Genomic DNA, 20,954 nt, shown 5'->3' with positions numbered 1-20,954 from the left:
ATGGCGCGCGTTGCACCGGATGACTGGCATCCGCGTGGTATCCCCGATCTGGAACCTCAAGCCTGGCGGGCACTCAAGCATGTCGGCTCCGCGTCGGTCGTTGCAGGCCCGGGCTCCGGCAAGACCGAGTTCCTGGCGCAACGGGCCGTTTATCTGCTGGAGACGGGGCTCTGCCTGCCACCCTATCGGATACTGGCCATCTCCTTCAAGGGCGATGCGGCGGCGAACCTTGCTGCTCGCGTACGCCAGCGTTGTCCTCTGGAGCTGGCCAGCCGCTTTGTATCGATGACCTTCGACGCCTTCACTAAGGGGTTGGTGGATCGCTTCCAGTCTGCGATCCCCGCGTCGCGCCGGCCGACCAAGCCCTACGACATCGCCTTCCCGACACGGCGCCAGATGGACGGTTTCCTAGATGGCGCGCGCTTGGCGGCACCGCCACCTTGGCAGTTCGAAATCGCGGGGCTCGGCCCGTCGACCTTCGAGCCAGAGGTTGTGGGCAGTCGGATTTTGGAAGTCGAGCGGGTTGCCCCCCAAAATGGCATCGAGTTTGCTATCGACCGCTGGTGGCACCAGCAACTGGCTGGAGCAGAACGTTCCACACTCACCTTTGTCGGTATCAACCGGCTTGCGGAGTTGCTGCTACGGTCGAATCCGCACATTCGCACGGCAATGCGCACGACCTACCCATTCGTGTTTGTGGACGAGTTTCAGGACACGACCTTCGCGCAGTATGACTTGCTCTTGTCGGCCTTTGCGGGCCATGCGATGGTTACAGCCGTCGGGGATCACAAGCAACGCATCATGGGGTGGGCGGGCGCGCGAACTGATGCCTTCGAGAGGTTCGAGGCCGATTTCCGGGCGCAGCGATTTCCGCTGTTGTTCAACTTCCGCTCATCGCCAGATCTCGTGCGCATCCAGCACGTGGTGGCGCGCGCGCTGGATCCCGGTGCTGTGGCAACCCAGGCGCAAGCCATGCGCCAGGTGGATGGCGATGTGGCTCAGATTTGGGCAAGTAGCACGCGTGAGGCCGAGGCAAGCCATCTTGCGCGATGGATTGCATCAGACATGGCGCAGCGCGGCAAGCAGCCCCGCGACTATGCGCTGCTGGTGCGTCAGACTGCGGACGTTTTCGAAGGAGAACTGGGCGAGGCCTTTGCGGCTGCCGGGTTAAGCATCCGCAACGAAAGCCGCTCGCTGGGACGCACGACGGTTCAAGATCTGCTGGCGGACGAGATCAGCCAGGTCGTGCTCGCAATTCTTCGGTTGGGCGCAAGCCGACGAGAACCCGACGCATGGCAGCGCGCTTCCAGCGCGCTTCAGATCCTTCGTGCGCTTGATCCCGATGACGAAGCGGGTGCAGACCGGAGCCAGGCGCAGCTCGCCCGCTTCCTGACGGATCTGCGCAGCGATATGGCCGCTACCTCGCCGAATCGAGTGAGCGCGGTGAACTTGGTGATCAAGGTGTTCGAGTTTTTGGACGGAGATGCCATCTCGCGAACGTTTCTGCAGTACACCCATGGCGATTTGCTACAGATCATGGCCGAAGGCTTCGCGCAGCACTTCGCCAACTCCGCCCAGACGGCGCAGGAATGGCCGGCGTGTCTCGCCACCTTCGCTGGCATCGGGCAGATCCCTTTGATGACTGTGCACAAGAGCAAGGGCCTCGAGTACGACACCATTGCGTTCTTGGGTCTGGACGATCGGGCTTGGTGGAGCTACGTCCCCGGCAATCCGGAGGGTATCGCCACCTTCTTTGTTGCCTTGTCGCGCGCCAAGCAGCGCGCGCTTTTCCTTTTCTGTCGGGAGCGAGGTCCGCGCGAGAAGGTGGCGGACCTGTTCGAACTGCTTGCGCAGGCAGGTGTACGGGAGATCGCGATTTAACAGGCGCGAAAGTACTTCGCGCGTTCCAGCCCCGTATTCGCTAGGCGCCAGACCCTGCCTAAGGTCGTTGGGATTGTGCCGAGTGACTGGGAAAATACGAGCCTGGCAATTCCACCACCCGGAGAAGATATGCACCCAATTCAAATGCAGGAAGGCGACCGAGGAATCGGCATGGGCTACACGGGATTCATCGATACGTTTGAGGCAATCTGCCATGAACACTTGCAGGAGGGACGCGCCAGAGCATTTGCATTCGTTTTCTATGACATGACCAATGGCGTCGTGCGTCGAGCCCTAAACGATGCTCGTGGCTTCCGCCTGCTGCATGAGAAGACAGGCAAAGACATCACGCTCTTCTATCTGCATGATCGTGCGATCGAGGCTCACTGGCGCAGCTTCAACAAATCTTTCATGGAGGCGCTGGGGGTTGAAGAGCAAGCGACGCCGCCTTGCATGGTGTTCTTTCGCGTGCATGGGGAGAACATCGAGGACGTTTCGATCTACCGCATCGATGAGCAGACCACAGATCCGGTTCTTGTCACCGCCGAGCTGGAGCAGTATGTGGACGATGCCATCAAGCGTCTGAACGCCGAAGGCGACGTCTCCGCGTTGTCCGCGTTAGGCAACTTGATCGCCCGGGTAGGGGCGCTGTCCAAGGTGGGCGAATTCCTGCTCAAGCTCAAAGGAGCCGCCTGAATGTCGAATATTCGATCACTGGACATGAAGTTTCTCGACGACTTGTTCGAGATGAACAGTGGCTACGTCCTCGACTTCTCCGACCACAGCATGGCGAGCTTCTTCGCAGAAGAATTGAACGTCGACATTGACGATGACGCCTACCGGGAACATGGCACCTCAAAGGCCAAGCGTCTTCGGTGCTACTTGAACAAGGTCGACCTGCCCACCTCCGTCAAGACGCTGCGGACCCTGTGGGATTACCGCGAGGGGATTCGGAAGCATCGCGAACGTGAGGAATGGGTGTCGAACGCCGAGGGGCGATTCTTCTCGCTTTTGAATCGCATGCAGGGCAAGCCCGATGCGGTTCCTGCGGGAGAGCCGCCTAAGGCGGCCTTTGACCTGCCGAAGGTCCTCGCATTGAAGCAACGGCTGATTGATCTTTCTGCTATGGAGCCGCATCCGCGAGGCTACGCATTCGAGGTATGGCTGCGTGATGCCTTCAATTTCTATGGGTTGGAGGCCCGCGAGCCCTTTCGGAACAAGGGTGAGCAGATCGACGGTAGCTTTGTCTTGCAGGGTGAGACCTATCTGCTCGAAGCGAAGTGGGAATCGGCGAAGACGAGCGCTGCCGACCTGCACGCATTTCACGGGAAGCTAGAGCAGAAGGCAGCGTGGGCGCGGGGGCTGTTCGTCAGCAACAGCGGCTTCACCGAAGATGGCTTGGCCGCCTTCGGACGCGGGAAGCGCGTCGTCTGCATGGATGGTCTCGACCTCTTCGACGCGCTTGATCGCGAACTGCCGCTCAACCTCGCGATCGACCGGAAGGTTCGGCGGGCGGCGGAAACCGGCGTTCCGTTCGAGAGGATTCGCGACCTCTTCTCGCGTTGATGCTCAACTGAAAGCCGCGCTACGCGAACCCGGGATCACGCCGCTTTCAACGGGTGACATTCGCGCTCTTTGTGGGGTCACGACAGATGCTCAGGCGAGGTTCAGCGCGTAGTGGCGAGCCATGTCTAAGTACTCCGCCATACGCCCGGCTACGCCTTAGTTTTTGAGCACTTGCGTGGGGTAATTTTGGGGTAATTTCATCGCCAAACCATGCCAATCCACGCCCATGGTGCGTTCCGGCGTAGAACTGCGTAGATGCACTAAGTGACTGTCAATAAAGGAAAAATCGCTCCTTCCACGCCAGACAGCATCTGCCTACCTACACAATCGGCGTGTGCCCGGAAAAGTCGCTGGTCGAGGGGGTGGGTTGGGCAGTCGTCGTTTTCACTCGGGCGATTATCGGGGACGGGCGGGGGGCTCAGCCGACGACCAGTTTGACCGGCTTGCCGATGCGGCTGAGCATTTCAACCAACGTGTCGATGGTGAACTTGGCTGTCTTCCTGTTCACCACGTCGGAAGCCCGGGGGCGGGAGACCATCAGGATTTCGGCAGCGTCGGCCTGTTTCAGGTGATGCTCCGCGATCCAGTTCGACAGCGCTTCCATGAGTTGCTGTTTCAGCAACCGCGTGTCGTTGATCTGCTTTTGCGACGCGGCCTGCAAGCGCCTGGCTTCGGCCGGCGGAAAACCCAGCTCGAGGAAGAGGTTGGCGCCGGGCTTGGTGACGTGGCGGACTGCGGTGTCGGTCTTCATGGTCAATTCTTTCTCGCCATTGTCGATAGAGCCCTGTCGCTTTCGCGTCGCGTGCTGCCTTCTCGCCCTTGCTTGCCGTGAACTTTGTGGCATCCCCATGCAGATCGACCGGATGGAGCCGCGTCAACGTCGTCAACCTCGCCGGCCTGCGGGTCCATCGCCGCGCAGCCCACAGCCCTAAAATCCACAAGCGCAAACCCCGCGTGAAGAAGAACAAGGCGCCCATGGCCCAGTTGGATGAACTCAAAGGCCCTGACGCGCACGCGCTGCCAGACACCGCCACCTTGCCGGCCGAACTCGCGGCGCTGTACCTGTGCATGTCGCCGGCCGAGCTTGCGGACCTGCGCAAGTCGAAGCGGCCCGAGCGCGCGGGCAGCAACCCGTCGGTCATCCGGCCCGTGGAAGGCAGTGCGGCGAACCCCAAGGACCCGCTGCTCTACAACGTCGGCACCTTGCGCGATTTTGCGAAGGCGCACCCCGCGCCTTCGGCCTTCGACACCGCACTGAACACCGGCATGCAGGCCTGGGTCTCGGCCAAGCTGCCTTTCTTCGCCGAGCGCGAACCGCGCATCAAGCGCGGCAAGCGCGTGCTGATCGGCGGCGCCTGGGACCGGGCGGACCCGCTGCGCGAGCAGCGCTTCGTCGACCTGGCGAAGGGCCGCATCCGCTTCGCATCGCTCACCTGCGCCGAAGCCGCATCGAGCCTGTGGGCCGACGTGGCGAGCCACGCCGCGTTCGCCGAAAAGGGCCTGGCCCTGCTCAGGAGCGAGACGCAGGCCATCGAGGCCGCGCTGGCCGCCACCGCGCAGCTGGCCGCGGCCGACCCCCAGGACTGACCGAGGACGCGTAGCGATGCTGATCAACTGCGTAGCCTACGAGAACGGCTCGAAACTGGCCGACATCACCGTCGACGACATCAGCGAATACATCACCCGGCCGGGGTGCTTCGTGTGGGTGGCGCTGAGCGACCCGAGCAACGAAGAGCTCGACCACATGCAGATGGAGTTCGGCCTGCACCCGCTGGCGGTCGAGGACGCGCACCACGGCCACCAGCGCCCGAAGGTGGAGGAGTACGGCGACTCGCTCTTCGTGGTCATGCACCTGGTCGAGCCCTCCCCCGAGGGCGAGCACTGCACCAACGTGGGCGAGGTCGACGTGTTCGTGGGCAGCAACTACGTGCTGTCGGTGCGCAACCGCAGCAAGCAGGGCTTCCTGGGCGTGCGCGAACGCTGCGAGCGCGAGCCCGAGCTGCTGCGCCACGGCGCGGGCTTCGTGCTGTATGCGCTGATGGACGCGGTGGTCGACCGCTACTTTCCGGTGATCGACGCGCTCGAGGTGGAGCTGGAAAGCATCGAGCAGCAGATCTTCGGCCAGGGCGGCGCGGCGCGCGACAAAATCAAGCAGCTCTACGACCTGAAGCGGCGCAGCATGATCCTCAAGCGCGCGGTGGCGCCGCTGCTGGAGGCGGCCGGCAAGATGCACGGCGGGCGGGTGCCGCAGGTCTGCATGAGTTCGCAGGAGTACTTTCGCGACGTGGGCGACCACCTGGGGCGCATCAACGGCTCGATCGACGCCATGCGCGACACCATCGGCACGGCGATCCAGGTGAACCTGTCGATGGTGACCATCGAGGAAAGCGAGGTCACCAAGCGGCTCGCGGCCTGGGCCAGCATCTTCGCGGTGTGCACCGCGTTCGCGGGCATCTGGGGCATGAACTTCGAGAACATGCCGGAGCTGAAATTCCGCTACGGCTACGCGGTGGCGCTGGGGCTCATCGTCAGCACCTGCGGCTACCTGTACTACCGGTTCCGGCGCGCGGGCTGGTTGTGAGGCAGATGCAAGGACAGGTTGCAAGGGCAGGGCCTGCCGCCGGCCTTTGCTAATTCCAAACTAATAAACATGTAGATAATCAAGTCCCTTATGAAAAGGGACTTCACCCAGCGTTTCGGCTTCCTCGTCAAGAGCGTGGGCAAGCTTTACAGCGAAGAGTTCGACCGCCTCGCGCGCGAACGCATCGGCCTCACCAGTGCACAGTGCCGCCTGCTGGGCGCACTGGCCATGCACGGCGACCCGGACGAGGTCGAGCCGCTCTCTCAGGCCGAACTTGCGCAGCGGCTCGACCTCACGCCCATGGCCGTGGCCGGCCTGTGCGACCGGATGGCCGCCGCCGGCTGGATCCGCCGCGAACCCAGCGCCACGGACCGCCGCGTCAACAAGATCCACCTGCAGCCCAGCGCCGAGAAGGCGCTCGACGCGGCCCTGAGCATCAGCGACGGACTCAACGCGCGCGTGATGGCGGTGCTGACGCCGCCCGAACGCGCCCAGCTGCTGAGCCTGCTGGGCAAGGTGCATGGCAGCCTGGTGGAGATCACCTCCGGCACGGGGCCGAAGCCATGAGCGTCGCACCCGGAACCACCGTGCCGCACAAGGGCATGATCACCATCTCGATCATGCTGGCGACCATCATGCAGGCGCTGGACACGACGATCGCCAACGTCGCCTTGCCCCACATGCAGGGCAGCCTGCAGGCCTCGCAGGACCAGATCACCTGGGTGCTCACCTCGTACATCGTGGCCTCGGCCATCGCGCTGCCGCTCACGGGCTGGCTGTGCGGCCACTGGGGGCGGCGGCGCGTGTTCATCATCTCGGTGATCGGCTTCACGGTGGCCTCGGCGCTGTGCGGGCTGGCCACCTCGCTGGTCGGCATCGTGGCGGCGCGCCTGCTGCAGGGCATCTTCGGCGCGGCGCTGGTGCCGCTGTCGCAGGCGGTGTTGCTGGACATCAACCCGCGCGAGAAGGTCGGCCAGGCCATGGCCATCTGGGGCGCGGGCATCATGGTCGGGCCCATCCTCGGGCCGCTGCTGGGCGGCTGGCTCACTGAGAACTTCGACTGGCGCTGGGTGTTCTTCATCAACCTGCCGGTGGGCATCTTCGCCTTCTGGGGCATTGCGCGCTACCTGCCGGAGAGCCGGCCGCAGGGCGAGAAGCTCGACATCTTCGGCTTCGTCACGCTGAGCCTGGCCATCGGCATGCTGCAGCTGTTCCTGGACCGCGGCGAGCAGCTCGACTGGTTCGACTCGTGGGAAATCAAGCTCGAGGCGGCCGCCGCGTTGGTGGCCTTCGGCTTCTTCGTGGTCCACACCTGGACGGTGCAGGGCGTGTCGTTCTTCGACCGCGACCTGCTCAAGGACCGCAACTTCGTCACCGGCCTGCTGTTCGCGTTCATCGTCGGCATGATCCTGTTCGCGACCATGGCGCTGCTGCCCAACTTCCTGCAGGGGCTCATGGGCTATCCGGTGATCTACACCGGGGAGGTGACCGCGCCGCGCGGCGTGGGCACGATGATCGCGATGATCATCGTGGGCCGGCTGGTGCAGCGCATCGACGTGCGCGCCATCATGGCGGTGGGCTTCGGCCTCACGGCCTTCTCGCTGTACCAGATGACGCGGCTCACGCTGCAGATGGACAGCAGCCTGATCATTCTTTCTGGCTTCATCCAGGGGCTGGGCATCGGCTTCACCTTCGTGCCGCTGTCGACCGCCACCTTCGCCACGCTGGCGCCGCGCCTGCGCAACCAGGGCACGCCCATCTTCAGCCTGCTGCGCAACATCGGCAGCAGCGTGGGCATCTCGATCGTTCAGGCGCTGCTGACCGAAGGCTCGAGCAAGGCGCATGCGCAGATCGCCTCGACCGTGGCGCCGGGCAACCCCGCGCTGGCCACGCTGCCGCAGATGATGTCGCCCGACACCCTGAGCGGCCTGGCGCTGCTGAATGCGGAGGTGACGCGGCAGGGCGCGCTGATCGGCTACCTGGACGACTTCGCGATCATGATGATCATCACGGTGCTGGCGATTCCGCTGCTGCTGCTCATCAAGAGCCCGCGACGCAATGCCGCGGCATCGGGGCCTGCCGAAGTGCCGCACTGAGGCGGTATCTCTTCCTCCCCCGCTTGGGGGAGGGCGGGGTGGGGGCTGACGGCGTATCGATCACCGTCGGCGGTGGATGCGCCGCTTGCCCCCATCCCAGCCTTCCCCCGGGAGGGGAAGGAGCAGGACTCACATTACTCGTCGTGCGAATCGTGCGTGGCCACCGCACCGCGGCGCCAGTAGCCCGAGGCCCGCGTCCACTTCGGGTTCGCGCCGCGCTCGCCCACCAGGTGCGCGCGCAGCGCCTTGGCAATGGCCGACTCGCAACCCACCCACGCATGGAAATCGCCGGCCGGCAGCTTCGCGGCCTTCAGCGCATCGACCAGCACGGCACTCGTGCCCGGCTCGGCGCCGCGGCGGTGCACCCATTGCAGCGTGAGCTCGGCCTGCGTCTCGAACGGAATCTCGTCGGCTTCGCTGTCGACTTCCGCCAGCACTACCGCGCGCGCACCGGCGGGCAGCTCGGCCAGGCGGCGCGCGATGGCGGGCAGGGCGGTGTCGTCGCCGATCAGCAGGTGCCAGTCGAATTCGGTCGGCACGATGAACGAGCCGCGCGGGCCGCCCACGCCAAGGGTGTCGCCGGCCTTGGCCTGCTCGGCCCACTGCGTGGCGGGGCCGGCGTCGTGCAGCGCGAAGTCGATCTCCAGCGTGCCGGCCTTGGCGTCGTGGCGGCGCGGCGTGTAGTCGCGCATGGTCGGGCGGCCGCTTGCGGGCCACACCGGGCCGTCGGGGCCGGCGGTAGGCAGCGTGAGCTTGCCGGTGGCGGCGTCGGGAAAGAAGATCTTCGCGTGGTCGTCGAAGCCCAGGCTGGTGAAGCCCGCGAGGTCGTCGCCCGCGAGGGTGACGCGAATCAGGTGCGGCGTGACGCGCTGCACGGTCTTCACCGTGAGCTGGCGAAAGCGCAGGTCGTGGCGCACCCGGCGCGGCGTGCGGTCGGGGGCGGTGGAAGCAGATGAAGTGCTGAAGTCAGTCATTGCATGAGTCCTGGGTGAGCAGGGCGGGTTGAGATGGGGAAGGCGCAGCGGCCAGGGTGGCGGCCGGGGTGGCCAGGGCGGCCAGGCTGCGCAGGAAGTCGATGTCCAGCAGCTGCGGCGTGCCCAGCCACAGTGCGCGGTGTTCGTGGTCGCCGGCCTCGTCGCCGGTGAGCGGATGCACGAGCACGTCGAGGCCTTGCCGGTTGAGCATCAGCCAGGGCACCACATGGTCGAACTGGCCGAGCGTGAAGCCGATCTGGTAGGAGCCCTTGGGGTGCGGCCCGCCCGGCTCGTCGTGGAAGCCACCCACCCGCACGTCGAAGCACCCGGTGAGCGCGTGCCGCACCGCGAGTGCGGTGGCGCGCGTGTCGGGGTCGAAGTAGACGTGGGCGTGGTAGCCCCTGATCGTGGCGATGTTGTGCAGCATGGCGAGGCAGGCAGGCAGTGCAGGCAGGGGGTCGGCAACAGGCTCAGATCTTCTCGATCTGCTGCGCGGCGCTGTCGAGCACGGCCGCGAAGTCGTGCGCCTGCTGCTCGGTCATCGGCGCACCCGACAGGCGCATGCGCATCGCGAGCTTGAGGTTCTCGATGGCGCGCGTCACCTGCGGCGGGCGCCCGCCGCGCGGGCCGGCGCCGTCGACGCCGCCGCTCATGCGGGCCATCATGGCGTCGGCCATTTCGCGGTTGGCCGCCAGGAACTCCTGGCCGCTGGCCGTGATGCTGTAGCGCTTGCGCCCGCCGCCGTCGGCGGTTTCCACGCTGAGGTAGCCGAGCTCCTCGAGCAGCGTGAGCGTGGGGTAGACCACGCCGGGGCTGGGCGCGTAGCTGCCGCCGAGGCGGTCTTCGATGGCCTTGATGAGCTCGTAGCCGTGGGCCGGCTTGTCGGCGATGAGCTGCAGCAGCACGAAGCGCAGGCCTCCGTGGCCGAACACGCGGCCGCCGCCTCCGCCGCCGCGCCCGCCACGGTGTCCGCGGCCGCCGGAAAGGCCGTCTTCATGCTCGCCGCGGGCGGTGCGGCAGTGGTGGTGGTCGAGGTGGAAATGTCTCATGGTGGGTGTCCTGTCTGATGCGTATCTGAATTATTTTAGATATATCTAAAACAAAGTCAAATAGATACACCCAAGACGTCTCCGTCCCACGGACACCCGCCGGTTCAGGCGGCCACGGCCCGGTGCTCGCTCAGGTGAGCCAGCGCCAGTGCCTCGCCGATGTGCGACATCTGCACGGCGGCGGCTTCTGCCGAGCCTTCCGCCGCGTCGACCACGCGCTCGAACATCTGCATTTCGTAAGTGCCCACGGCGGCGGCCCAATCGCCTTGCGCGCCGAGCTGGGCGGCCAGTTCGACGGCGTCGCGCATCGCGGCGTTCACGCCTTCGCCGCCGAAGGGCGACATCACATGCGCCGCGTCGCCCAGCAGCGTCAGCCCGCGCCGGTGCGTCCAGCAATGGCCGACCGGCAGCGCATGGATCGGGCGCGAAACGAAGTTGTCGTTGCTGACGCGAAAGAGGTCGGTCACCGCATCGGCATAGCCCGCGAACTCCGCCAGCAACGCGCTGCGCACCGACGCGGGCGAGGCGAAGTCGAAGCGCTGCGCTGCCCAGTCCGCCGGCACGCGGAAGATCGCGTAGCCGCGAATGTGCGCGTTGCCATTGCGCTGCACGATGATTTCCTTGCCGTCGCCTTGCACCTCCAGCTTGCCCCGGCCCACCAGTTGCGCCAGTGCCGGGTGGCTGCGATCGACGTCGTCGATGCCGAACTCGATGAACGTGAGGCCGCTGTACTGCGGCTTGTACGGCGACAGCAGCGGCCGCACGCGCGACCAGGCGCCGTCCGCGCCCACCACCAGGTCGAACGGGCCGGCCTCGCCGTTTTCGAACAGCAGGTTCCAGCGCCCGCCTTCCTGCAGCCGCAGGTCGCGCAGCGCATGGCCCCACTGCACGCATTCGGCGGGCAGCGAGGCCAGCAGCATCTCGCGCAGCGCGGTGCGGTCGACCTCGGGGCGGTTGCCGGCGCCCGCGTCGGGCTCTTCGAAGAGCACGCGGGCCGCCTTGTCGAGCAGCCGGGAGCCCTGGTCGTCGTAGCGCGCGATGCGCTGGAACTCGCTGGCCAGGGCGGCGCGCTGCACGGCCAGCAGGCCCGAGTCTTCGTGCAGGTCGAGCGTGCCGCCCTGCGGCCGCGCGAGCGGGCTTGCCTCGCGCTCGAACACGGTGGCATGGATGCCGGACAGGTGAAGCAGGCGCGCCAGCGTGAGCCCGCCGGGGCCGGCGCCGACGATGGCGATGCGGGACGGGGTGAGGGAAGCGGGAGGCATGGAAGACGTGGAAGACGTGGACAGGCGGGGCATTCGAAAGGCTCCATGAAGGATAGGTTCCTATTTATATTAGCATAGGAGCCTATGAAGATAGAATGCCTCGCATGACCGACACGCACGACTCCAGCCCCTTGCGGCTCATCGGCCGCATCACGCGCGGCTTCACGCGCATTGCCGACGGCGGGCTGCGCGAGTTCGGCTTTGCGGTGGGCCAGTTGCCGGTGCTGGTGTCGCTCAAGAAGCGCAAGGCGCTGTCGCAGGCCGAGCTCGCGCGCATCGCGCAGGTGGAGCAGCCCAGCATGGCGCAGCTGCTGGCCCGCATGGAACGCGACGGCCTGGTCGAGCGCGTCGCCGACCCCGACGACGGCCGCAGCCGCCTGATCTCGCTCACGCCGCTGGCCGCCAAGCGCCTGCCCAGGGCCAAGGCGCTGATGGACGCGCACGCGCAGGACGCGCTCGCGGGCTTCTCGGCGGATGAGGTCGCGCAGCTCGCGGCGCTGCTGGAGCGGCTCAACGCGAACGTCGAGCGCATGGGCGGAGGCTAGGGCCGCCTGCGCGTCTTATCGGGCTGCGGTGGCGGTGGCCGGCGCGTTCTTCTGATCCGCGTCGGTCAGCGTTCGCAGGAATGCCGCCACGTCGCGGATTTCCGCCTCCGTCAGCGCCGGCTTGCCGCCGCGCTTCTGGCCGAAGGGCGCGTCGGTGTTGAGGTTGGCGTGGTACTGCTCGGGCAGGTCGTCGTACTGCTGCACGATGCCCTTGCCCGAATGCGCGTACCAGCGCTCGGGCGCGGTGTCGCGCTGCGCGTAGAAGCGGATCGCCTGCTCCAGCGAGTGGAACACCCCGTTGTGGAAGAAGCTCTGGCGCACCGCCACGTTGCGCAGCGTGGGCGTGCGGAACAGGCCGCAGTACTCGGGGTGGTCCTTCATGTCGGTGCGGTAGGGGCCGCACAGGCCGAGGTCGTGAAACGCCGGGTCCGCGTTGGCCTTCAGCTTGCGGTTGCGCGGCACGCCGAGCGCAATCAGGCCGTAGTCGGTGAAGAACGGAAACGCGCCGTCCTGCGTGCGCTCGCTGATGTGGCACGACGCGCAGTTGCCCTTGTCCTCGTCGTTGAACACGCGCAATCCGCGCGCTTCGGCCGCGCTGAGCCTGGCCTGGCCGCGCAGCACCGCGTCGTACTTGCTGGTGAACGGATAGAAGTCTTTCGGCGACTGCTGGAACACCTCCAGCGCGAGGCCCGCGGCCTTGAAGGCGGCGTCGGGCGTCTTGAACACGTCGTCGCCGAAGGCCTTGCGCAGGTCGTCGGCGTAGGCCGCGCGCTCGAGCTTGGCCGACACGTCCGCCACCGACGCGTTGGCCATCTCGGCGGGGGAGAGAAGCGGCATGGCCGCCTGCTCGTGCGCGGAGCCGGCGCGGCCGTCCCACATGTGGCCGCCGGTGGGACCGGCGTCGATGCTGTCGTCGCCGTCGTTGTCGTGGTGGTGCTCGGTGAAGGCGGCCAGCGTTTCCAGGTAGCGCAGCGAGGGCGCGGCGCGCGGGCCTTGCTGCTTGCCGTCGGCGCCGCCGAGCTGCACCGACAGCGCGTTCGGCGGACCGAAGGCGTGCTGCGGGTCGTGGCAGCTCGCGCACGAGGCCTTGCCCGTGGCCGAGAGGCTGCCGTCGAAGAAGATGCGCCGGCCGATCTCGGTGAGTTGCGCGGCGCTCGGTTGCGGGCGGCCAGGCACGAGGGCGTAGGTGGCGCCGACGTAGGCCGGCTGGGCCGGTGGTGCGGCGGATGGTGCCGCTGCTGGCGTTGCTGGCGTTGCAGGCGTTGGGGCGGCTTGCGGTGCCGGCGCGGGTGTCGACGCGGTCAATGCGTCAGGCGCGGCGCGCCCGCAAGCGGCCAGCACGCCGCACAGCAGGGGAACCGCGGCCAGCAGGGCCATGCGGCGAAAGAGTCGGGTCGTCGGGGGCACGTGGAGAAAAAGTGTGCGGGCAGGGCCGCGGGGCAGCCGACGAGGATCGGTTTCGCGCATGTCAGCGGCGTGACATGCGCAGGGGGATTTCTTAGCCCTGAATTAGCGCATCGGATGTAGCACGAATTGCAACATGGCTGTCATGCGCCACGCAGAGCATCACGCCGCCCGACCACCGGTCTGGTTCATCCACACCTCATAACACCACACATGATGACCCCCTCCCAACGTAGCAACGTGTCCGCTCGCGGACGCAAACTCGTACGCCACCTCACCCCCTGGCCGACCGCCATTGCCGCGGCGGCCATGATGGTTGCCTGCGGCGGCGGCGACAACAGCGGCCCGGGCTTCTTCGGCTTCCCCTCGGGCGGCAGCACGGCGACCACCACCTCGGGCGTGGTCACCGGCAGCTACTACCGCAACGCCAAGGTCTGCATCGACACCAACGGCAACGGCCGTTGCGACAGCGGCGAGCCCAGCACCACCACCGACGCCAACGGCGCCTTCACGCTCACCGGCCAGGGCGCCTTGGTGGCCGAGATCGGCACGTCGAGCAAGCGCTTCGACCCCGTCACCAACACCGAGACCCCCGTCACCCAGCCGCTGGTGTTCCGCGCGCCGGCCGGCGCCAACGGCGTGGTGAGCGCCATCACCACCGAACTCGTGGCGCTGATGGACGCCAACGGCGGCGACCTGGCCGCTGCCCGCGCCGCGCTCGCCGCACGCCTGGGCGTGAGCGAAGCCCAGTTGCTGGCCGACCACAACAAGCAGACCGACGCGGCCATCAAGACCGCGCTGCAGAACGAGATCGACCAGGCGATCGAGCGCATTGCCGAGGCCGTGGCCGAAGCCGGCGCGGGCGGCGACGTGATCGCCGCGCTGCGCAACCGCCTCGCGCTCGACCAGATCACCAACGTGGTCGTCATCTACGCGGAAAACCGCGGCTTCGACAACCTGTACGGCCTGTACCCCGGCGCCAACGGCATCCCCGGCGTGAACCCGACCTCGTCGACCACCGCGCCAGAGCCGCAGAAGGACTTCGACGGTGCCACGCTGCCGACGCTGCCGCCGGTGTGGGGCGGCGGCGTGACCGCGAGCGGCCAGACGGTCTCGATCCCCCAGCAAGCCACGGTGGGCATGCCCAACAAGATGTTCCAGATCGATGCCGAGGCCGGCTTCTTCAACACGGGAACCAAGGTCGACCAGACCGTCATCTCGCGTGACCTGGTGCACCGCTTCTACAACAACCAGATGCAGATCGACGGCGGCAAGAACGACAAGTTCGCCGCGTACTCCGACGCAGGCGGCCTCAGCATGGGCTACTACGACGGCAGCAAGATGCAGCTGTGGCAAGTGGCCAAGAACTTCACCCTGGCCGACAACTTCTTCATGGGCGCGTTCGGCGGCTCGTTCCTGAACCACCAGTACCTCGTGTGCGCCTGCGCGCCGCTGTACCCGAACGCGGACGACGCAAATTCGCCGGCCAAGGCCACCATCTCGGCCATCGACACCGATGCCAACGGCAACTTCGTGCGCCTCACGCCCGCCGCCAACGCGCCGACCTCGGTGCTCAACGGTGCGCCCACCTACCTGAACGACAGCACGCTCACGCCGAAGGATGCCGCCGGCAACTTCTACGCGGTGAACACCATGCAGCCGGCCTACCAGCCCAGCGGCAACGCGCCGGCGGCGGCGGACAGCAGCAAGCTTTTCGCCGACCCGACCAAGGCCAACACGCTGCCGCCGCAGACGCAGACCACCATCGGCGACCTGCTCACCGCCAAGGGCCTGAGCTGGGCCTGGTACGGTGGCGCGTGGAAAGACACCACGGCCGTCGCCACCGGTGACCGCAAGTTCCCGGCCGCCGTGCCGCCGGCCGCGCAAACGCCGAACTTCCAGTTCCACCACCAGCCGTTCAACTACTACGCCGCCTTCGACCCGACGGCGCACCCGGACGCGCGCGCGGCCTACCTGAAGGACTTCGACGCCGACTTCCTGAAGGACGCGGCTGCCGGCACGCTGCCCGCCGTGAGCTTCTACAAGCCGCAGGGCAACCTGAACCAGCATGCCGGCTACGCCAGCGTGGCCGACGGCGACGCGCACATTGCCAACGTGCTCGCCAAGCTGCAGGCCAGCCCGCAGTGGGGCCACATGCTCGTGGTCGTCACGTACGACGAAAACGGCGGCTTCTACGACCACGCCGCCGTGCCCAAGGCCGACCGCTGGGGCCCCGGCACGCGCATTCCCGCGATCATCGTCTCGCCGTTCTCGAAGAAGGGCTTCGTCGACAAGACCCAGTACGACACCGCTTCCACGCTGCGCTTCATCACGCACCGCTGGTCGCTGCCGCCGCTGAAGGGCCTGGTCGACCGCGACGCCGCGCTCCTGAAGAACGGCGGCCACCCCATGGGTGACCTGACCGGCGCGCTGGACTTCAAGAAGTCCTGAGCACGCGGGGCCCTTCGGGGTCTCGAACGGACATGGGGCGCCTCTTGCGGGGCGCCCCTTTTTTCATGGGGCCTCGGCGGGGCTCGGTCAGCCCGCCGCGGTGCGCGCGAAGTGGCTCGGCGGCTGCCCCACGTGCCGGCTGAACGCCGTGCTGAAGGTGCTCGCGGAGCCATAGCCCACGCGCTCGGCCACCTCGCCGATCGCCAGGTCCTGGCGGCGCAGCAGGTCCTTGGCGAGCGCCATGCGCCACGCCAGCAGGTATTCCATCGGCGGCAGCCCCACCGCGCGCGTGAAGCGGTCGAAGAACGCCGAGCGCGACAGCGCCGCCTTCTGCGCGAGCTGCGCCACCGTCCACGAGCGCGACGGGTCCTTGTGCAGCTGCCGCATCGCCAGCGAGAGCCGCGCGTCGGCCAGCCCGCGCAACAGCCCCGGCGGCGCGTCTTCGCCCGATGAAGAGCGCAGCGCCTCGATCAGCAGCACCTCCACCAGCCGCGTGAGCACCATCTCGCGGCCCGAGCGGCTCTCGCGCGACTCCTCGCCCACCAGCCGCACCAGCACCGACAGCCGCTCCACGCCGCGCACGTGCACCAGCGCCGGCAGCAGCGAGACCAGCAGCGCCGCGTCGGGCGAATCGAAGACGAAGTAGCCGCCCAGCAGCCGCACGTCGGGCCGCCCGCCGCGCCGGCCGTGGCGAACCTCGCCGGTGGGGGAGGGCGTGAGCTTGGGGTCGATGTGCGTCGGCGCCGCGGCCTCGAAGCCAGACATCGTGAAACCCGGCGTGGCCGGCATCAGCACGAAGTCGCCCGCCTGCAGCGTGAACGGTTGCTGCCTGTCGACCGCCAGCAGGCAACTGCCTTCGAGCACCGCGCAGAAGCTCGGCTGGCCGTAGTCCGAATAGCGCACCGCCCACTGGCCGGCGCCGCTGATGCACTTGGAGAACACGGCCCGCGGCTGCAGCAGCGCGATGACCTCGGACAGCGGATCGCTCATGGCTGGACGCTCGCAAACGAATGGTGGACTGCGCATTGTAGAAAGTCCTGCCTGTGCTGGATATCGTTCAACCCACCATGCAAACCACTCCACCAACCGTCCAGGACACATCCATGAAAACCGTACTCGTCACCGGCTGCTCTTCAGGCTACGGCCTCGAAACCGCGCGCCATTTCCTCTCGCAAGGCTGGAACGTCGTCGCCACCATGCGCACACCGCAAGAAGACCTGCTACCGCCTTCCGACCGGTTGCGCGTGCTGCCGCTCGACGTGACAGACGCCGCCAGCATCGACGCCGTGCTCGAGGCGGCCGGGCCCATCGACGTGCTGGTCAACAACGCCGGCATCGGCCTCTTCGGCGCGTTCGAGGCCACGCCCATGGCCACCACGCGCGAGGTGTTCGAGACCAACACCTTCGGCGTGATCGCCATGACCCAGGCGGTCCTTGCGCAGTTCCGCGCCCGGCGTTCGGGCGTCATCGTGAACGTGACGTCGAGCGCCACGCTCGCGCCCATGCCGCTGGTGGCGGTGTACACCGCGAGCAAGACGGCCGTGGAGGGCTTCACCGCGTCGCTCGCGCATGAACTCGAAGCCTTCGGCGTGCGCGTGAAGCTGGTGCAGCCCGGCTACGCGCCCACGACAAGCTTCACCAGCAACGGCCAGGCGCGCATGCAGGGGCTGATTCCGGAGGCTTATGCGCCGTTCGCGCAGCGCGTCTTCGCGTCGTTCGGCAAGTTGCAGGCCGTGACGGTGGCTTCGGATGTGGCACAGGCGGTGTGGCACGCCGCGAACGACACGTCGGGACGGCTGCGGTATCCGGCGGGCGCCGATGCGGTGGCGCTGGCCGGGGCCGCGGCGGTCGACGGGCAACGAGCGCCCGCCTGATGGCTTGAATGGCCGACGATCAGGCGATCAGGCGATCATCGATTCCAGGTCGGACGCCAGCTCGCGCGGCGCCGGCATTTCCTGCACCACGTCTTCGGAGATGCCGATGGCGTCGGCCGACAGGGCCGGCCACACGTGCTGCGCGTCGCCGATGCGCAGCCCTTCGCCTTCCAGCGCCACGCGCCACACCGCCAGGTGCAGCACATTGGCCAGCGGGTCGAGGTGCTCGGCTTCCATCGGGTTGGCAAAGCCCGAGAGGGCGCTCACGAACTCCGGCGCGAACTCCCAGCGCGCGGCCAGCCGCCCGCCCACGTCGCCGTAGTGGTAGCCGAACTTCTGCTGTTCCACCTCGAGCCGGCCCATGCGGTCGAAGGGGTGCGCCGCGTTCAGCTCGGCAATCTGCTCCTTCATGGCGCCCGCCATGATCAGGTGGCCGATGGCGTGCATGCTGCCCATCGTGAAAGCCAGGCTCGCGTCCACCCGGCGGGTCTTGCCCGCGAGGTAGCGGGCCACCGAGGCCACGCGCAGGCTGTGCGACCAGAAGGTCGGCAGGTGCACGCCGTGCACCTTCTGGAACGTGCCCGTGAGGCCAGAGCTCACCACCAGCGAGCGGATCGCCGAGAAGCCCAGCATCTGGATCGCGTCCTGGATCGACATGATCTTGCGGCGCAGCCCGAAGTAGGGCGAATTGGCCATCCGCAGCACCCGGGCCGTCAGCACCTGGTCGAGCTCGACCTTGCGGGCCACCAGGGGAATTGCCGCGTCTTCGTCGCGCAGCAATTCGATGAGATCGAACACCACCTTGGGTACCGTGGGAAGCAAATGGCTCTCGGCAAACAGTTCGTCCAGGGTCATGGCGATCTCGGTGTGTGATTTTTTGTAGCCCGGAATTGTCCTGCAAGCTTCAAGTTACATGTTGCGCTGCGTGGCCCCCGGGGCTCCTGGCGCGGCGCGAGTGCAGACTTCCCGCAACAGCCGCGGGCGAATAGCCCGATCGCGGTATTGCATGTTTTACGAAGCTGTTGCTGTATTCCGGGCGGCCCGGCTTGGCCGCGGGCGCCGGTTTTCGGCGGCGATGCGGCATACTCCCCACCCCTTGCAACTCCCCTCGAAGCCCGCTGAATGGAAAACGAAGTCGATCCCCAGGTACTCGCTGTCATCAATGAAAAGCGACTGTCCGGACCACGGCTCACGCCGGTCGAAATCGTTGCCAAGATGGGCGTGTTCGACGCGCGCGACAAGCCCTTCGACCACGCCTGGCTGGCCACCGGCGACAACGTCATCGCCACCATCTGGGCCGAATGGGTGAACCTGGGTGCCGGCGGCCGCTGGTTCTACCTGGAGTCGCTCGACACCCACCACCGCGCCGGCGGCGGTGAACGCAGCGCGCACCAGATCCAGCGCGCCAAGGACCGCCTGGCCCTGCTCAAGCGCACCTTCGACGCCGGCCAGAACTTCCGCGCCGTGGTGCAGACCAACCGCATCGCCATCCTCGAAGTCGAGAGCAACAAGGACGCCAAGGTGTCCACCCGCGTGCGCGACGACGACGAATGGCACGTGGCCAGCTGGGAGCCCGAAGACAAGCTGGCCGTGCTGGTGCGCGGCCCGCGCGGCTGGGTTCCGACCGACGCCGAGGTGCACGCCGCCAAGTCGCGCGGCAACGTGCCGCAGCCGCTGGCCGCAACGCCCGCCGCGGCCGCCGCAGGCGGTGGCGCCAAGGCCTCGCCCGAGCAGGTGCAGGCCGCTGCCTTCGAATACGTCGTGAAGCACTTCACCGGCTACGGCTACAAGGCCGAGAACCTCAGCGAAAAGAACCTCGGCTACGACCTCGAAGTGTCGAACGCCAAGGGCCAGACGCTGCTGCGCGTGGTCGTGAAGGGCACCGCGCCCGGCGTGCCGAGCTTCAAGCTCAGCAAGGAACAAAGCGCCAGTTCCACGAGCGAGCCGCTGTGGCGCCTGCTGGTGGTGATGGACGCGGGCGGCCCGACCGCGCAGCACAAGATCTACAAGCCCACCGAGATCACTTCGGCGACCGGCTACGAGGCATTCTGAGGTTTCGGCGCTGCGTGCAATGCGCAGCGCAAAGCGCCACGGCGCGTCAGCTCGGTAGAGCCCGACTTCACCACCGGAAGCAGCCGCCTGTGCGCTGCTTCCGGCGCGTGACAGCGCTGCAACTGTCATTGTTTGTGTCCCCGGGCCGAGCCCCGGCAGATACCTCTTCGATTCGAGAATTTCTCGACGAATTCTTTTCCCTTGCCCGGCTTCGCTTATCTAAAGTGATGCCCCAGCAGCAAGGCGCCCCGCTACAGGGGCGGCGAATGCCGTGAAAGGAATGCCCACACCCACCAGCGAATGAATGAGTGAACCGCTCGCCTCACGGCGGGTTGTCGATGCGCTCGCGCACCGATGCGAACGTGAGGTATCAAAGGCGACGGCCAGGGTGAAGCAAACACCCTGGCCGTCTGACCACATGACGTGCAAATCTTCTACAAGGAGCACACCCCATGGCTGTTCGAATTATGGCCCGGCGTCCCACACCCAAATTCCGCCGGACACGCCCCTCCCGATACGCCTGCCTCTCGGGCGACGAAGCAAGAGACCTCCTCGAAATCAAGTCCTCGCAGTTGAAGACGCTGCTCTGGTGCTGCTACGGAAGCGGCAACGGCTGGTTTGAAGAAGCGGGAGAGATGCGGCGAGACAGGATGCTGTGGATCGCCGCGGATCTGGCGGAAGATGTGGATGAACTGGTGCAAGCAAGCTTGAGAGCGTAGGGCTCGCCCAAGCGCCGCTGCCGCACCACTTCTCGTGGCGGCGGCGTTCTCGATGCGAAGCACGCGCCCGGCTCTTGCCACGTGCCATGGCTCACTCAAGGAATTCGGTATGCCCAACTTTTCGAACAGCCTCGTTTCCCGCTTCCTCATGGTCTGGACCGCCGCGCTTCTGCTTGGACCCCTGGCCATCGCGGCAAGCGATGCTCCTTCCTTCGAGAAGGGAGAAGACTACGGCGCGGTGCGCGCGAAGATGATCAAGGCGGGTTGGAAACCCTTCCATGCGCCCGATGCCGACACGTGCGGCTCAGGCGATTCGAGGTGCACAGGCCGGCCCGAAATGGTGGCGTGCGCCGGCACTGGACTGGCCAACTGCAAGTTCCTCTGGAAGAAGGGCGCCCGAATGCTCGCCCTGTGCACGGCGGGCGAGTTGACGGCAAGGTTAGACGTCGTTTGCCAGCCTTAGCCGGTGTGTGGCCGGCCCCGAGTCGGTGCCGGCGTCA

At 66.8% G+C, this 20,954-nt stretch carries 21 protein-coding genes; 13 read left to right on the top strand and 8 right to left on the bottom strand.

Annotated elements, in window-relative coordinates:
- The 3 genes from BM004_RS07820 to BM004_RS07810 all read left to right on the top strand — a co-directional run bounded on the left by BM004_RS07820 (position 1) and on the right by BM004_RS07810 (position 3,447).
- Positions 1-1,881, top strand: a complete 1,881-nt coding sequence (locus BM004_RS07820; RefSeq protein ID WP_093212359.1) for a UvrD-helicase domain-containing protein — start codon at positions 1-3, stop codon at positions 1,879-1,881.
- A gap of 129 nt (positions 1,882-2,010) precedes the next feature.
- On the top strand, positions 2,011-2,577 hold the full coding sequence (locus BM004_RS07815) for a hypothetical protein (RefSeq protein WP_177206417.1): 567 nt from the start codon (positions 2,011-2,013) through the stop codon (positions 2,575-2,577).
- Positions 2,578-3,447: a restriction endonuclease gene (locus tag BM004_RS07810; RefSeq protein ID WP_177206415.1), complete on the top strand. Its 870-nt coding sequence runs from the start codon at positions 2,578-2,580 to the stop codon at positions 3,445-3,447.
- Positions 3,448-3,865: 418 nt separating this feature from the next.
- Here BM004_RS07810 and BM004_RS07805 read toward each other — a convergent pair whose 3' ends face one another.
- Entirely contained in the window at positions 3,866-4,198 is a 333-nt protein-coding gene (locus BM004_RS07805) for a helix-turn-helix domain-containing protein (RefSeq protein WP_093213021.1), read from the bottom strand.
- A gap of 203 nt (positions 4,199-4,401) precedes the next feature.
- On the opposite strand from BM004_RS07805, the gene BM004_RS07800 reads away from it, so the two are divergent.
- From BM004_RS07800 to BM004_RS07785, 4 genes are all read left to right on the top strand, one after another.
- A complete protein-coding gene (locus tag BM004_RS07800; RefSeq protein ID WP_256219824.1) occupies positions 4,402-5,034 on the top strand; it encodes a hypothetical protein in 633 nt (210 codons plus the stop codon).
- A gap of 16 nt (positions 5,035-5,050) precedes the next feature.
- Positions 5,051-6,028, top strand: coding sequence for a magnesium and cobalt transport protein CorA (locus tag BM004_RS07795; protein ID WP_093128455.1), 978 nt, complete (start codon positions 5,051-5,053; stop codon positions 6,026-6,028).
- Positions 6,029-6,118: 90 nt separating this feature from the next.
- Complete coding sequence (locus BM004_RS07790; protein WP_093128457.1) at positions 6,119-6,595, top strand: MarR family winged helix-turn-helix transcriptional regulator; 477 nt, start codon at positions 6,119-6,121, stop codon at positions 6,593-6,595.
- Positions 6,592-8,124: a DHA2 family efflux MFS transporter permease subunit gene (locus tag BM004_RS07785; RefSeq protein WP_093212357.1), complete on the top strand. Its 1,533-nt coding sequence runs from the start codon at positions 6,592-6,594 to the stop codon at positions 8,122-8,124. The genes BM004_RS07790 and BM004_RS07785 overlap by 4 nt, the downstream gene beginning before the upstream one ends.
- 134 nt (positions 8,125-8,258) lie before the next feature.
- Here the strand turns inward: BM004_RS07785 and BM004_RS07780 are convergent, their stop codons facing one another.
- From BM004_RS07780 to BM004_RS07765, 4 genes are all read right to left on the bottom strand, one after another.
- On the bottom strand, positions 8,259-9,098 hold the full coding sequence (locus tag BM004_RS07780; RefSeq protein WP_093212355.1) for a siderophore-interacting protein: 840 nt from the start codon (positions 9,096-9,098) through the stop codon (positions 8,259-8,261).
- The gene (locus BM004_RS07775; protein WP_093212353.1) at positions 9,091-9,525 is read right to left on the bottom strand and encodes a DOPA 4,5-dioxygenase family protein; all 435 of its coding nucleotides are present in this window, start codon (positions 9,523-9,525) and stop codon (positions 9,091-9,093) included. Before BM004_RS07775 ends, BM004_RS07780 begins: the two co-directional genes overlap by 8 nt.
- Before the next feature lie 43 nt (positions 9,526-9,568).
- Entirely contained in the window at positions 9,569-10,147 is a 579-nt protein-coding gene (locus BM004_RS07770) for a PadR family transcriptional regulator (RefSeq protein WP_093128463.1), read from the bottom strand.
- 104 nt (positions 10,148-10,251) lie between these two features.
- Positions 10,252-11,409: an FAD-dependent oxidoreductase gene (locus BM004_RS07765; RefSeq protein WP_093212351.1), complete on the bottom strand. Its 1,158-nt coding sequence runs from the start codon at positions 11,407-11,409 to the stop codon at positions 10,252-10,254.
- 104 nt (positions 11,410-11,513) lie between these two features.
- Here BM004_RS07765 and BM004_RS07760 point away from each other — a divergent pair, with 104 nt between their 5' ends.
- The gene (locus BM004_RS07760; RefSeq protein ID WP_093212349.1) at positions 11,514-11,954 is read left to right on the top strand and encodes a MarR family winged helix-turn-helix transcriptional regulator; all 441 of its coding nucleotides are present in this window, start codon (positions 11,514-11,516) and stop codon (positions 11,952-11,954) included.
- 15 nt (positions 11,955-11,969) lie between these two features.
- Here BM004_RS07760 and BM004_RS07755 read toward each other — a convergent pair whose 3' ends face one another.
- Positions 11,970-13,421 carry a cytochrome-c peroxidase gene (locus BM004_RS07755; RefSeq protein ID WP_371268865.1) on the bottom strand — a complete coding sequence of 484 codons (1,452 nt, stop codon included), beginning with the start codon at positions 13,419-13,421 and terminating at the stop codon, positions 11,970-11,972.
- Between the two features lie 249 nt (positions 13,422-13,670).
- Here BM004_RS07755 and acpA point away from each other — a divergent pair, with 249 nt between their 5' ends.
- Complete coding sequence (acpA, locus tag BM004_RS07750; RefSeq protein WP_093213017.1) at positions 13,671-15,809, top strand: acid phosphatase; 2,139 nt, start codon at positions 13,671-13,673, stop codon at positions 15,807-15,809.
- A gap of 87 nt (positions 15,810-15,896) precedes the next feature.
- Here the strand turns inward: acpA and BM004_RS07745 are convergent, their stop codons facing one another.
- Positions 15,897-16,799, bottom strand: coding sequence for an AraC family transcriptional regulator (locus BM004_RS07745; protein WP_177206413.1), 903 nt, complete (start codon positions 16,797-16,799; stop codon positions 15,897-15,899).
- A gap of 113 nt (positions 16,800-16,912) precedes the next feature.
- Between BM004_RS07745 and BM004_RS07740 the strand changes: the two genes are divergently transcribed.
- Complete coding sequence (locus BM004_RS07740) at positions 16,913-17,683, top strand: SDR family oxidoreductase (protein ID WP_093212343.1); 771 nt, start codon at positions 16,913-16,915, stop codon at positions 17,681-17,683.
- Between the two features lie 27 nt (positions 17,684-17,710).
- On the opposite strand, the gene BM004_RS07735 is transcribed toward BM004_RS07740, so the two are convergent.
- Complete coding sequence (locus BM004_RS07735) at positions 17,711-18,538, bottom strand: HDOD domain-containing protein (RefSeq protein ID WP_093128471.1); 828 nt, start codon at positions 18,536-18,538, stop codon at positions 17,711-17,713.
- Between the two features lie 267 nt (positions 18,539-18,805).
- On the opposite strand from BM004_RS07735, the gene BM004_RS07730 reads away from it, so the two are divergent.
- From BM004_RS07730 to BM004_RS07720, 3 genes are all read left to right on the top strand, one after another.
- Entirely contained in the window at positions 18,806-19,735 is a 930-nt protein-coding gene (locus tag BM004_RS07730; protein WP_093128472.1) for a DUF3883 domain-containing protein, read from the top strand.
- Between the two features lie 452 nt (positions 19,736-20,187).
- Positions 20,188-20,454, top strand: coding sequence for a hypothetical protein (locus tag BM004_RS07725; RefSeq protein ID WP_143072410.1), 267 nt, complete (start codon positions 20,188-20,190; stop codon positions 20,452-20,454).
- A gap of 109 nt (positions 20,455-20,563) precedes the next feature.
- A complete protein-coding gene (locus tag BM004_RS07720) occupies positions 20,564-20,917 on the top strand; it encodes a hypothetical protein (protein WP_093212339.1) in 354 nt (117 codons plus the stop codon).
- Positions 20,918-20,954 lie beyond the last annotated feature (37 nt).

Source organism: Variovorax sp. OK212 (assembly GCF_900112425.1).
In the GTDB taxonomy this organism is placed as follows: Bacteria; Pseudomonadota; Gammaproteobacteria; order Burkholderiales; family Burkholderiaceae_C; genus Variovorax.
Note: the sequence above shows the minus strand (reverse complement) of the source record. Positions and strands in the feature narration are given on the sequence as shown.